This is a genomic window from Flavicella sp. IMCC45668, from assembly GCF_057219105.1.
This window is the reverse complement of the sequence record NZ_CM170114.1, coordinates 3,089,328-3,103,826: the sequence shown is the minus strand read 5'-3', so window position 1 is coordinate 3,103,826 and position 14,499 is coordinate 3,089,328. Positions and strand designations below refer to the sequence as shown.

Below are 14,499 nucleotides of genomic sequence, written 5' to 3'. Positions count from 1 at the left end.
ATTTATTTTTTTAAAAACAAGGCTTGTTTGATCTTCTTTAAACGAGTCCAAACTTTATTTTTTACCTCTTTTTGAGATTGTTCTGCTTTTGGATCGTGCAACATTCCAGTACACAGACACATTTTTCGATCGTTTCTTGTCAAAATATCATAATTCCTACAAGCTTTACAACCATTCCAAAATGCTTCATCATCCGTTAACTCAGAAAAAGTAACCGGTTTATAACCTAATTCAGCGTTGATTTTCATTACTGCCAAACCTGTTGTAATCCCAAAAATTTTAGCATCAGGATACATTTTTTTAGAATGATCAAACACCTTCTTTTTGATTTTTTTAGCCAAACCAAGATTTCTAAAATCTGGATGTACTATCAAACCGGAATGCACAACGTACTTTTTATTACTCCAAGTTTCTATATAACAAAATCCTGCAAATTTCTCTCCTTCAAGAGCTATTACTGCATTTCCACTCTCAATTTTCTTAACAATATATTCAGGAGATCTTTTGGCAATACCGGTACCTCTAACCTTTGCAGAATCAGCTATGGTATCGCAAATTATCTCTGCATACTTGTTGTGGGAACTATTTGTTGTTACAATTTTCACTCTAAACTCCTTGTCTTATAATTATTTCTAACACATATTCTTTATTCCAAAAAGATGGACTCACCTATCTTCTAATCAATTAACGCCCCAATGGGCGTCGAAAACCTAAAGAATACAAGCGTGCTAAAAGCAGCGCAAAGATACTCTGAAATTTGTTGTTAAAAAAACGTAAAATGAATTGCATTTTGAATTTGATAAAAAAAATATAAATAAAACTTTAATTTTAGGTTTAGAACCTAATTTCCATTTCTAAAATGGTCTCATTATGCCAAGCGCATACAGCGACAGCGCCTTGTCAAGCGTGTCCTAAAGTTTAAAATATATGTTACTTCTTTTTTCATCTGAGGCAAAGATACAATATTTCTATTTTCTAACAACCAATTCACAAATTACCGTATAATATTTTGCTTTTTATTAACCCTTCAATAGTGAATTAGGTCAGTTAAGAGCTGTACTTTTACAAAAAATAAAAATTATGGATTTTTCTAAAGTAAAATTAGTGGTAACTGATATGGATGGAACATTACTGAACTCAAATCATGAGGTAAGTGATCGTTTTTTTGAAATCCATAAAAAGCTAAAAGAAAAGAACATTCATTTCGCAGCTGCTAGTGGAAGACAATACCACAGTATCATTAGCAAATTTACGTCCATCAAAAAAGACATAACCGTTATTGCAGAAAATGGAGCTTTTGCAAAACAAGATGAGAAAGAATTATTCACCTTTGAATTGCCTATTGAAAAATTACTTAAAACCATAGAATTTGTAAAAAACATTGACGGACTTGGTATTGTTCTTTGCGGAAAAAAATATGCCTACATAGAAAAATCCAATAAAGAATTTGCAGAAACTTTTAGTCAGTTTTATTCTAATTATCAATTGGTAGACGACTTAAGAGAAGTAAAGGAGGATACCTTTTTTAAGGTTGCTTTTTACCATCCTGATTGTTCTGAAACCCATATTCTACCAAAAGTAGCACATCTTGCAGATGAAATGCAGGTAATTGTTTCAGGAAAAAATTGGTTAGATATATCTAATTTAGAAGCCAACAAGGGAAATGCTTTGACACAACTTCAAAAATCGTTACATATTTCTCAAGCAGAAACGATGGCCTTTGGTGATTACAATAATGATTTAAAAATGCTTGAAAAAGCTGACTTTAGTTACGCCATGAAAAACGCCCATCCGAACGTTAAAGAAATTGCAAATTATGAAACCCTTAGCAATGATGAAAGAGGAGTAGACTTTATCCTTGAAAACCTTATCAAATAAAACATAAATGCCGAAGTATAATACTTCGGCACTTACGAAACTAAATAAACCTAAATAAAGACGATTAATGTTTTATAAATCGTTTTGTTGTATATGTATTATTCTCAAAGAATATTTTTAAATAATATACACCTATAGAGAGATCTTGTACATCCAAAGACTCCACATCTCCTAATTTCTTTTTTAATAACTTTCCTGTACTATCAATTAACAAAACCTCTTGCGTAATTAATGGTCCTTTAAAATGAATAAAATTTCGGGTAGGATTAGGACTTACAATTACTAAATCCTCTTCTATCAAAGGGACACTCAAACTTCCTCCTTCTGCTTTACTATACCAATCATCAATTAAAATTGTTCCAACAGTTTGGCCGCACTGCAAACGAACTTCTATAGATTCCGTATCTTTTTCGGGTATCAAAAATTCATCTGAATACAAATCATATTCATTGGTACCTGTATATTTAGTAGAAGAAATAAAGGTTTCTGAAGTATCATCTGTATAACTTACTTTTATCTGAAACTTAAATCGAGCAGCATCTGGTGATTTAATATACGCTCCTACTGTTACGGTTGCTCCATTAAAATTATTGTAATTCGGGGTGTTAATTAATTTTACTTTTCCAAGAGAGCCACCCGTCGTAACAACAATTTGAGCCCCTGAATCTCCGGTATTAGAAGCAGATTCTGAATCAGAAAATATCGCCGCTTGAGATGCATCCACTAGCAAAGTCCAATCCAAGTCATACCAGCATTCAAATCCTGCATTAAAAATAATTTTATCCGATGCAGAAGGTGCAGCACATCCAAAGTCTTCTACAATACCAGATCCTGTTTCTGTGTTCATATTTTCATACAAATAGGTATTTGTAGTTTTAAAACTTGAATTTGTAACCCTGTGTGTAATTCCTGCTTCAGATCTAAAACTGTATAAGGAATCTTTTAATGCATTTAACGTTGTTGTATTTGTGGTACTCAAATCAGTATTCTCACCAATATCATTGACCACATCAAACAACTCAAAACGATTGTCATATTTATGTTCAATTAATTTATAATTTCCACTTCTTATTGCTGCCATACTTACATTTGCCGTCCCTGTACTAGAATAGTCAAAATTCCAAACAATCGATTTATTTCGAGCCCAATTTGCATCACCTCCATTCGCATTTGTCAATAATATATCTTGAAAACTCTCACCGTCTAAATGTTGACTTGGCAACAATGGTACTCCAGCCATTTCTAAAAAAGTAGGAAAAAAATCTGTCCCTACTACAGGGGTATCTTCTACAACTCCAGAACGATAATCAGGTCCATAAATAATCAAAGGCAATCGAACTCCACCTTCATACAACCAAGTTTTTCCTCCTCGTAAAGGTTTGCTAGAAGTAGACAACTCCCTTGTCCCACCAATTTCTGTAGTTGACAACCCTCCATTATCTGAAGTAAAAACAATAATTGTATTATCCTCTATTTCATTATCAATCAAATTTTGTCGAATCGCTGCAACACTTTCGTCCATACTTTTTATCATGGCTGCATAAGCTGCATTGTCTTGGTTTAATTTAGCTTGTGCCGTCAATTGATTTTCAGTTTCTGGACCTGTATAATTTTGATTATCAGCTTTTGTTTGAAAATAACTTTCATCAGCGGCTTTTGCCTCTAAAGGGGTATGCACGGCATAATGTGAAATCATAGTAACAAATGGTACTGTTGGAGAATTCAACACATGGTCATCTATAAACTCTTCCACTTCTTGCGTAATTCGGTCCGTCAAATATTCACCCTCGGCACCACCGGTAGATAAATCCGGCAATACATCATCTCCATCAGTATAAGGGTACCAATAACTTGGTGGAGAACCTAAATCACACCCTGCAATATTAATATCAAAACCAAATTTATCAGGATAATGACTAGCATCATGTCCTAAATGCCATTTTCCAATAAAAAATGTTTTATAGCCTTGATCTTTCAAGGCCTGTGCCCAAGTAGTTTCAGCATAGCCTTTTTCATGATTATCACTAGGCAAATACATACCTGAAGAAACTGAGGGTCTAGCCTCAAATTTCCCCGTCATGATAGAGGTTCTGGAAGCCGCACACCTAGGAGCTGCCTCATAACCATGCGTAAAACGAATACCATCTGAAGCCAATTGATCTATATTAGGAGTTTCATAAAACGTAGAACCGTATACAGCAGTATCCATATACCCTAAATCATCTATTAAAATAAAAATAATATTAGGAGAAGTACTCGTAGTAACTTGCGCAAAGGACAAAAATGGACTACTTAGAAGAACTACTAATAAAAGTTTAAATTTAAATATCATGGTATTCATAAATTGGTTCGTTCAAAAGTAATATGCATTACTCTATTTGAGGTTCAATGAACATCTAATATAGTTTCATAAACGTCAAAAGCCCCAAAATCAAAAGACTTTGGGGCTTTTTTTAATATAAAAAACAACTATTCTGAAGCTGGAAAATCTTTTAAAATCTCCTTCAAAATAGCGTCTGCCTTATCATTATCTACCCTATACTCTAAATTTACAGATTTTTTTTCAGGAAACTCCTCGATCATAACTGTCTGAGAAGGAAAAGCAAAACCAACACCAATTTCATTGGCAAACTTTACAAGAGCCATATGTAGCATATGTTTAGAAGATTGCTCAATTGCCCATCCTGGACTTTTAAAATAAACATTCAACAATATTTGTAAAGCAGAATCTCCAAAACCAACGAACTCAACATTAAACGAATCTGACCGAGTATCCGGATGTTTATCAATAATCTCGCGCACTCCTCTAACAAAAATTTCTATTAATTCTGGAGGTGTATCATATCGAATACCTAAAGTGGTATTATACCTCCTATACAACCTAAGCCCTTTATTATTAATCACAATCTCAGAGAGTTTACTATTAGGAATTGTAAAAATAGAAGTATCGGCTGCACGGATCCTACTAGACCTAAAACCAACTTCTTCTACAGTACCTTCAACACCTCCACCTTCAATCCAATCTCCAATTTGAAATGGTTTGTCTAAAAAAATCATAAACGTACCTATCAAATTCTTTACAGTATCTTGAGATGCCAATGCCACGGCCAATCCTCCGATAGAAGCACCTGCAATAACGGTAGTAGGATCTACCCCAAAAATGGTCAACATTTTTAGAATACCAACTATGATCACCACACCTCTTGATATCCTTCGTAAAATAGGAGCTAATTGATCATCCAACTTACTTTCCGTTTTCAAGGCATAAGAACTGTAAATATCCATCACCACATTTACAAATTGTAGAAATACATAAATCCAAAAAACAGTTTGAGCAATATGAATTCCATTCAATACAAAAGAATTGATATCTAATGAAAATTGAAACACCGGAACATAGGATTCACATACATAAAAAACTAACAACAACGCAACAGGTCTTGATAACTTTTGCAAAGACTCATTTAAACTACTATGTGAAAATCTAACAAGCGATTTTTCAATAATTTTTAAAAGTGAGAATACAATTTTATTGAAAACAAAAAATAACACAAAGCAAAGAACCAACATTACCACAACACCTAGGTATTGCCACAGTTCAAATCCAAAAAACACATTATGCCCCACTTTGGGTATTGATGTTTTTAAAAGCTCTGTTCCTAATGGATACACTTGTCTATACAAATCATCAACATGAGCAATCGTCTCTACACTATAATACCAATGGTCATTTATTTTTTCTACATATACCTGCGGCATTTGATTTGGAAAAAGAACATATTTACTCTTGTAATCAAAACCATTCAAAGTATCTAAATAATTAGGATTCGATGGTAAAATATTAATATCAACTCTTAGACCTTTACCATCTAAAATCTGTTTTATTTTAACCGCACAGTCCTCTGCTGCGGCACCTTGCAAACCATATATAGTTTTTGCTGCCTTAGATTTATCAAAACTACTTTCTTGTAAAAAATAAAGATGGGTATAGATTGTTGTTCTTGGACTTGATAAATCTGGTTGAACTTCACTCTTTTGAGCAAAACACGAAATAGAAACAAATAATAATATTATAATTTTTCTCATACAACGTAAATATAAATAAGTTCTATAATATAAAATTACGCCTAAACTCTAAAAGTTCAAAAGCACACTAGAAAAAACGACACGATAAATAAACTTACCTTCTTTTTTTAGGTTTCCTTTTTTTGGAATTAGGTCTCTCAGAAGCATTCCCTTTCTTTCCTTTTCCTAGAACACTAACAAATTCTTGTTTACCCTGATTTCTTTTGCCTTTGCTTCCACGCCTTTTTCCTTTTGGAGTATCCACTGCATCATCAAAGGTATTTTTAACCTTAAAATTCTTTTTGTTTTTATGAAACTTTGGGTTATCCGGAAGCAAACGATCCGCCAAATCTTTACGTCCAACGTTCGTTAAAGTTTTTCGAATCCAATCTTGATTTTCTTTTTTATACCAAAAGAAGAAACGATGTTGCTCATCTTTTTCTTTTTTTGTTTTTGGAGTTTTCATCTTCTCCAAGGTATAAGGATGATAACCACTATAGTATATCACAGTAGCAACTGTCATAGGTGTAGGTGTAAAACCTTGTACCTGCTCTAATTTGAACCCCATATCTTTGGTTTCCGCTGCTAAATTTGCCATATCTTCTAGCTCACTCGCAGGATGACTTGATATAAAATAAGGAATCAACTGTAAATTTAATTTTTTACGAAGATTGATTTTATCGAATAGTTTTTTAAACTGGTGAAAATTTGAAAATGATGGTTTTCTCATCAATTTCAAAACAGGATCAGAAGTGTGTTCTGGAGCTACCTTTAACCTACCAGAAACGTGATTTGTTATAACTTCCTCTGTATAATCTTCCAATTCTTTTGGGCAGGCATTTTTATTAAATTCAGGAACCAACATATCATATCGAATTCCAGAACCAATAAAAGATTTTTTCACCTTAGGATGCTTATCAACAGACTGATACAAATCAGTCATTGCAGCATGCGATGTATCTAAATTTGAACAAATTACAGGATTGATACAAGAAGGAGCCACACACTTGTCACAAATTTCTTGAACCTTTCCTTTCATTTGATACATATTCGCAGACGGTCCACCAATATCAGACAAATACCCTTTAAAATCAGGCATGTTCGCTACATGGTCTACTTCTTTCAAAATAGATTCTTTACTTCTACTGGCAATAAATTTTCCTTGATGAGCAGAAATAGTACAAAAACTACAACCACCAAAACAACCACGATGTGTATTGATTGAAAATTTGATCATTTCAAACGCAGGAATAGGACCACGCTTGTTATATTTTGGATGAGGCAAACGAGTATAAGGCAAATCAAAAGATGCATCAATTTCCTTTTCTATCATCGTAGGGTAAGGAGGATTGATAATAATGGTACTATCCTTATAATCTTGTAATATTCGAGCCCCATAAGTTTTATTCGACTCTTGTTCTATCGTTTTAAAATTTGCCGCAAAAGTTTTCTTGTCCTTTACACAAGCCTCATGTGAGCTAAGAATTTTATCCTTCCAATTCTTATTTACTGGAAGACCTGCTTTTTTAGGACGAACTATTGAAGTTTGCTTTACCGTAGTCAAAGATTCAAACGGAACACCCTTCTGCATCAAAGTAACAACTTCCTTTAAGGGCTGTTCTCCCATTCCATACACCAGCATATCGGCACCAGACTCTACCAACATTGATGGTTTTAATTTATCTGTCCAATAATCATAATGAGTAACTCTACGCAAAGAAGCTTCAATACCACCGACTAAAACAGGAACATCAGGAAATTTATCTTTTAATATTTTACTATATACTGTAGCTGCATAATCAGGTCTAAAACCTTTGTCACCATTAGGTGTATAGGCATCTTTATCTCGTTGTCTTTTACTTGCGGTATAGTTACTCACCATAGAGTCCATAACTCCCGATGTAACACCGAAAAACAATCTCGGTTTCCCTAATTTTGTAAAATCCTGAAGATTGTCATGTACAGAAGGCTGAGGAACTATGGCTACTTTCAACCCATAACTTTCCAACAAACGTCCAATAACAGCAGGTCCAAAGGAAGGATGATCTACATAAGCATCTCCACTAAAAAGAATTACATCTAATTCTTCCCATCCTCTTAACTTAACCTCCTTATTGGTTGTTGGCAACCAACTTGACAAACGTAATTCTTGCATTTTGCAAAGGTACGACAATTCCTATGCAAGGAAAAAACTGTTTTAATGAATGAAAAATTATATTATGAAGCTACCGGTAAAATGATTTTATTTTTTTTATTAATTTCGAAAGATAACTTTTTTGAATAGGTCTATTATGTTTTCGAGCTTCATATCTTTTAAGTGCTACTTTATCAAACCTATTTTTCAGACCTGCTTCAGCTGTTTGAAAGCATGGATTACACTGACCACATGGCTTTTCGTTTAAAGGGGAATGACAAAACCATGTTCGATTCATTAATTTTAAAAACTTATGTTTTTTAGCATTTTTTTCCATCGCTTTCTTAGATAAATCTAACAATGGAAAATGATAACCTCCAAAAACATTGAGTAAATCAACTGAAGAATCTTCTTTTTTCAACTTATAGTAATCACCTTTGAAAGAATCTGACACTTTTTCCAGGCTCCCAAACTCGTTTATAGTTGTGATTACCTTACTACCTTTTTCTATTCCCAATTCTAAATCTACGACATCAATTGAAAAAATAGACAGCCATTCGTACTGACTACCTATACTTTTTCCACCAGATCTATTTTTCCAATACTGGTCTAATGCATGGTATGATTGAGAGTATGCATCATTGTGCTTTCTATCAGAAATCTCAATAATTATCACATCAAGTAGGGTAGCTTGTGTAGATTTTCTCGATTTGATTTTATTTGATAATTTTCTGACAACAGATAATTCCATTTTTTCAGAAGCTCTATTGTCTTTCAGGTAATATGGTTGAATGATAACTCTTTTAAATGAAAGATCTATTACTCTATAAGTAGAATCCCATCCACCTGTCCAAAGAATATTTACTATTGGTTTATCCATAATTTTTTAATTTTGAATCTATCTATTGAGATTAAAAATAAAATTGATACTCCATAAATTTAATCAACTTAAATTATCTTAAAAAAATCTAATACCATTCATACGAATCTCCACTAAAAAGAATTACATCTAATTCTTACCATCCTCTTAACTTAACCTCCTTATTGGTTGTTGGCAACCAACTTGACAAACGTAATTCTTGCATTTTGCAAAGGTACGACAATTCCTATGCAAGGAAAAAACTGTTTGATACTTTCAATAGTAATGGTTAATGGACCACTCTATAAAACTCATATTTTATTCCTAAGGTTAACTGTCTGTTTTTAATTTTAAATTCTTGATCTGAACTACCGTTGTCATACATATTAGCCAATCCATGAGAATAATTCAAACCTAAGACCATCCCATTATTTAATATTTTTTCAATTGCTAGAACAACACCATAATCAATTTGATCATATGTAGGAACCTCAAAAGTGCTTTTTTCACCTGGATTAAAATAATCATCCCCAGTAACAAAACTACTTACATTCAACCCAGCATAAACTCCACCCGAGTACACAAAACTATTATATTCATAACCATACTTTAGAGGAATAGATAAATAATAAGATCTCATTTGAATTTTTCTTTCTTCGTTGGTTAAATAACCTAAAACACTATGAACACCATGAACTTGATTCGAGCTCAATAAAGAAAATAATGGATTCAATTCTAAAAAAGAATGCTCATTAAAATAATGATCATAATACAGACCAATACTTCCTGCCAATCCTAGATTATTCTCTGTACCATAATCATCTAAAATGCTATTAGTTATTTTTGAAACACCAATATTTAAATTAACTCCAAAAGCATCGTGTTGACTATTAACTTTGAGTACTAGTAAAAGCACAAAAGCAACGAACATTTTTTTCATATAATTATTTTCTTTTTCAAAGAGAGTTAACAATTTCTCATTCGCCAAAAATAACATATAAACTTCAAATCGTCTTAGAAAATAAATTATTTCTCATTGAAGATCTTTGGAGCAGTAAATCAAAAGCCATACAAATATTCCGAACAAAAGGACGGGCTTTTTCAGGAACTATTAGCCCATTTTCAGAAACCTCAACCAAACCATCTTTTTCTAACTCTTCTAATCTTTTTAATGCTTCAGAAAGTTCTGGAAACTGCATGGATTCGTCCTCCCATGTTGTTTTAAAATGACACATAATATTTAAAATATGCTTTCGAATGATCAAATCTTCACCACTTAACAAATGCCCCTTAAAAACAGGAAACTCTCCTTTACCAACTAACTCTTGATATTCTTTAACTGTTTTTACATTTTGTGCAAAACTATACCAAGAATCCGCAATAGAAGACATTCCTAAACCAACCATCAACTGTGTTTTATGGGCAGAATACCCCATAAAATTTCGATGTAATTTCTCAGTCTTCATAGAAGTGAATAAAGAATCTGTTGTCAACGCAAAATGATCCATTCCAACTTCTTTATAACCACAATCTTCCAATAACTTTTTACCAGATTCATACAGTGAACGTTTCACTTCATTATCAGGAAGATCATTTTCATCAAAACCACGTTGCCCAACGCCTTTGACCCATGGCACATGGGCATAACTATAAAAAGCAATTCTATCTGGCCTGAACTCATTGGTTTTACGGATGGTATTCAAAACATCTTCTAAAGTTTGAAATGGCAAACCAAAAACCAAATCATGACTTATTGAAGTATACCCAATTTCTCTAGCAAGTTTCGTGACATTCTCAACATTTGATGCCGGTTGAATTCTATGAATAGCTTTTTGTACTTTAATATTGTAATCTTGAACTCCAAAACTTACTCTGGTAAAACCAAAATCATACAATGTTTGCAGATGTTCCCGTGTGGTGTTATTAGGATGTCCTTCAAAACTATATTCATAATTCACATGCCTTTTGGCTGAACTAAATATCCCCGTTAAAAGTCTATTTAAATTTCCAGGACTAAAAAAAGTTGGAGTACCACCACCAAAATGCAATTCCCTTATAACCGGAATCTCTTCAAATAAATCAACATACAATTGCCATTCTTTTAACAAAACTTCAATATACGGATTTTCAACCTCATGCCTTTTAGTAATTCTTTTATGACACGCACAAAAAGTACACAAACTTTCACAAAACGGAAGGTGTATATACAAACTTATTCCTTCTGTTTTATTGGTTTCATCAAATGAAAATTTAGCCGTTCTTTTCCAATCTTTAATCGAAATCCCATCCTTATCCCAATATGGAACTGTTGGGTAACTTGTATATCTAGGCCCTGGGATATTATATTTTCTGATTAAAAGTTCATTCATACAATTAATTTTACGAAAGCAAAATTAAACAGGAATGAACAAACCAATAATGACAAATGTCATTTTATTCCAATATCACAATGGAAAAAATCACTATTTTTAAGAGTCTATAATAAAAACTTTAAAATTCCCTGCTATGACTTTACTCATAAAAAATTTCTTCCTTGTATGTCTGTTTATCTTTTTAGCATCATGCAAAAACACTCAACCTCAAAAAGAAAAAAAATACATTTCTAATAAAGTTAGTGCTATTTCAAAAACATTAAATAAAAACATCACTAAATACACGTTGATCGCAAATTTAGACCATCATAAAATGGCGCAAGACAAAGGGGTCTATACCCCTCCTTCCATAGCTACCATATTTTCATCACCAGAAATTAATACAGCCCTGATCAAAAAAAATCAATTGACTGCTTTAGACCTTCCGTTTAAAATTCTTTGCTATGCAGAAAAAGACACAACCGGTGTAAATATTGCCTATACCTCTGCTGAATTTATTTCTAAACGACATGATATTCCTTTAAGCCAATTAAAAAGTTACAATCAAGGTTTGAATCAAATTCTAGCCAATCTACCAACTAATTTAATTTCAAATACGGTCACTAAGAACGTTACAAAAAATTTCGGAATAGTTAGCATTAAATCTGATTACAACTTCGAAACGACGGTGAAAAATTTAAAAAACATTGTATTGTCGCAAAATGACACACAGTGGTTTGGAGCTATTGATTTTCAAAAAGAAGCTAAAAACTTAAATATCGAGATTAGGCCTACTAAATTGTTACTATTTGGAGGACCTGCGCCTGGAGGTAAAGCCATGGTTACCACACCAAAAATTGGCTTAGATGCCTTTTGCCAAAAATTATTAGTTTACGAAGACTCACAAAAGAATTGCAGTATCGTTTATAACGACATCGTAGCTTTTTCTGAGTTATACTACAACACATCCACAAAACCACAAAAAATAATAAATAATAGATTAAAGGCAACCTTTACAAAAGCGGTCAAAAAGCAACAATAAGAGCTCTGCATTAAAACCTAGTTATTCATTCCCGTAATTGTGATAATAAAATTGTAAATTTATCCTCTGAATGGAGTTATATCCATTCAAATGAATTAGCTCAAACCAATCAACATGACCTCATTATCTTTGAATAACCTTCAAAAAGAAATGACTGACAATCATTTATACCTTAATTTAACAGAATTACAAATTACGCAGCTTAAATCTCAAGGCTGCTCCTCTAAATGTTGGGAAACAGTTTGGATTACTGATAAAACTGATCTTTCAAAAATTCAACATGTTACTTTTAGCAGCAACGTTAAGTTAGGTGCAATTAGCGGAGAAAACACTTCTTTTGGCGGAGTTGTAAGAGATAATGGTATATACAATGCGCATTTACACAATTGCAATATTGGAGACAACCCTTTTATCAAAAATGTAAAGAACTATATTGCAAATTATATCATTGGAAACAATGTAATTATCGAAAACGTAGGTCATATTGCCGTGAATGGTACCTCTACCTTTGGTAACGGAACTATAGTAGAAACGATAAACGAAGGGGGTGGACGAGAAATCCCTATTTACGATAATCTTTCTGCACAAATTGCTTATATCCTGGCTTTATATAGACACAGAGATGATTTAATTTCCAATTTAAAGGAAATGATCAATAACTACACAAATGCTATTGAATCAAACATTGGAACCATAAAAGATAATGTACGAATTCTAAACTGTAAATCTATAAAAAACACCAATATTGGAGAAAACGCAAAACTTGAAGGTGTCGCTAGTTTAAAAAACGGAAGCATCAATTCTTACCAAGATGCTCCTGTTTATATAGGATCTGAAGTAATGGCAGAGAATTTTATCATCTCAAGTAACAGCTCCATTGACAACGCTACAATAGTATCTAATTGTTTTGTGGGACAAGGTTGTATTTTAGACAAACATTACTCAGCAGAACATTCCCTATTTTTCGCAAATAGTCAAGGGTTTAATGGAGAAGCATGTTCTATATTTGCAGGACCATATACTGTTACACACCATAAATCTACGTTACTTATTGCTGGAATGTTTTCATTCATGAATGCAGGTAGTGGATCCAACCAAAGTAACCACATGTACAAACTAGGGCCAATTCATCAAGGGATTCTAGAAAGAGGTGCAAAAACAACCAGTAACTCATATATTTTATGGCCTTCAAAAGTGGGTGCTTTTACTTTGGTATCAGGAAGACATTATAAAAATGTGGACTCATCAAACCTACCATTCTCCTATTTGATTGAATCAAAAAACGACAGTATTCTAATACCTGGAATCAATTTAAGAAGTGTTGGAACTGTTAGAGATGCTCAAAAATGGCCAAAGCGAGACAATCGCGACACAAACCACAGAACAGATATTATCAATTTTAATCTACTTAGCCCCTTTACCATTCATAAAATAGATGGAGGCCTACAAACATTAAAAGACCTTGAACGATTGTCTGGAAACGGTGCTAAAGAGTACAGCTATGCTGGGATGAAAATAAAGGCAAGCTCTCTAAAAAAAGGCATTAACATCTATACCATTGTCATTAACAAATTTCTTGGAAACTCAATCATTAGTAGAATTCAAAACAACTCTATCCAAAACAAAGAAGAACTCATCTCTATTCTTCAACCCAACTCAGATATCGGAAAAGGGAAATGGCTAGATGTTAGTGGTATGATTTGCCCTATTGAAAGCTTAGACAGTTTCCTAAATGATATTGAAAATAAAACTATTGATAGTCTGGAAAAAGCTCAACAAAAGCTAGAGGAAATCCATAGTAACTATTATGAATATGAATGGAATTGGGCTAGCTCACTTCTAGAAAAACATTTTAATATATCATTAAACAAGATCACTCCAGAAAATGTAATTGACATTGTTAAACAATGGATCAATTCTGTTGTTGAACTAGACAATTTACTTTATGAAGATGCAAAAAAAGAATTCTCTTTATCTACGCAAGTTGGTTTTGGAGTAGACGGAAACCTTAAAGAACGTGAAAAAGATTTTGCGAGTGTGAGAGGTGATTTCAAAAGCAATGCAACGGTTCAAGAAATACTGAATCATGTTGATAAGAAAACCAAATTATCCAATGATATTATACAACAACTGCAAAAGTTAGAATAAAAAAAGGGACTACAATTTGTAG

At 32.9% G+C, this 14,499-nt stretch carries 10 protein-coding genes; 3 read left to right on the top strand and 7 right to left on the bottom strand.

What is annotated here, in order from left to right; translation table 11 throughout:
• Window positions 1-2: 2 nt before the first annotated feature.
• Window positions 3-605 carry a GNAT family N-acetyltransferase gene (locus AC2DZ0_RS12565; protein WP_484490402.1) on the bottom strand — a complete coding sequence of 201 codons (603 nt, stop codon included), beginning with the start codon at window positions 603-605 and terminating at the stop codon, window positions 3-5.
• Between the two features lie 475 nt (window positions 606-1,080).
• On the opposite strand from AC2DZ0_RS12565, the gene AC2DZ0_RS12560 reads away from it, so the two are divergent.
• Entirely contained in the window at window positions 1,081-1,878 is a 798-nt protein-coding gene (locus tag AC2DZ0_RS12560; RefSeq protein ID WP_484642149.1) for an HAD family hydrolase, read from the top strand.
• Between the two features lie 64 nt (window positions 1,879-1,942).
• Here the strand turns inward: AC2DZ0_RS12560 and AC2DZ0_RS12555 are convergent, their stop codons facing one another.
• From AC2DZ0_RS12555 to hemN, 6 genes are all read right to left on the bottom strand, one after another.
• Window positions 1,943-4,210 (bottom strand): sulfatase-like hydrolase/transferase, encoded by a 2,268-nt coding sequence (locus AC2DZ0_RS12555; RefSeq protein ID WP_484642148.1) that lies wholly within the window; start codon window positions 4,208-4,210, stop codon window positions 1,943-1,945.
• Between the two features lie 137 nt (window positions 4,211-4,347).
• On the bottom strand, window positions 4,348-5,964 hold the full coding sequence (locus AC2DZ0_RS12550; protein WP_484642146.1) for a mechanosensitive ion channel family protein: 1,617 nt from the start codon (window positions 5,962-5,964) through the stop codon (window positions 4,348-4,350).
• A gap of 94 nt (window positions 5,965-6,058) precedes the next feature.
• Entirely contained in the window at window positions 6,059-8,098 is a 2,040-nt protein-coding gene (locus tag AC2DZ0_RS12545) for a YgiQ family radical SAM protein (RefSeq protein WP_484642145.1), read from the bottom strand.
• A gap of 70 nt (window positions 8,099-8,168) precedes the next feature.
• Window positions 8,169-8,957, bottom strand: coding sequence for a hypothetical protein (locus AC2DZ0_RS12540; RefSeq protein ID WP_484642143.1), 789 nt, complete (start codon window positions 8,955-8,957; stop codon window positions 8,169-8,171).
• A 268-nt stretch (window positions 8,958-9,225) separates the two neighbouring features.
• On the bottom strand, window positions 9,226-9,876 hold the full coding sequence (locus AC2DZ0_RS12535) for an outer membrane beta-barrel protein (protein ID WP_484642142.1): 651 nt from the start codon (window positions 9,874-9,876) through the stop codon (window positions 9,226-9,228).
• 64 nt (window positions 9,877-9,940) lie between these two features.
• Window positions 9,941-11,305, bottom strand: a complete 1,365-nt coding sequence (gene hemN / locus AC2DZ0_RS12530; RefSeq protein ID WP_484642140.1) for an oxygen-independent coproporphyrinogen III oxidase — start codon at window positions 11,303-11,305, stop codon at window positions 9,941-9,943.
• A 136-nt stretch (window positions 11,306-11,441) separates the two neighbouring features.
• Between hemN and AC2DZ0_RS12525 the strand changes: the two genes are divergently transcribed.
• Together AC2DZ0_RS12525 and AC2DZ0_RS12520 are read left to right on the top strand one after the other, a co-directional pair.
• Window positions 11,442-12,329: a DUF302 domain-containing protein gene (locus AC2DZ0_RS12525; protein WP_484642139.1), complete on the top strand. Its 888-nt coding sequence runs from the start codon at window positions 11,442-11,444 to the stop codon at window positions 12,327-12,329.
• A 114-nt stretch (window positions 12,330-12,443) separates the two neighbouring features.
• Window positions 12,444-14,477: a DUF4954 family protein gene (locus AC2DZ0_RS12520; protein ID WP_484642137.1), complete on the top strand. Its 2,034-nt coding sequence runs from the start codon at window positions 12,444-12,446 to the stop codon at window positions 14,475-14,477.
• The last annotated feature ends 22 nt before the right edge of the window (window positions 14,478-14,499 follow it).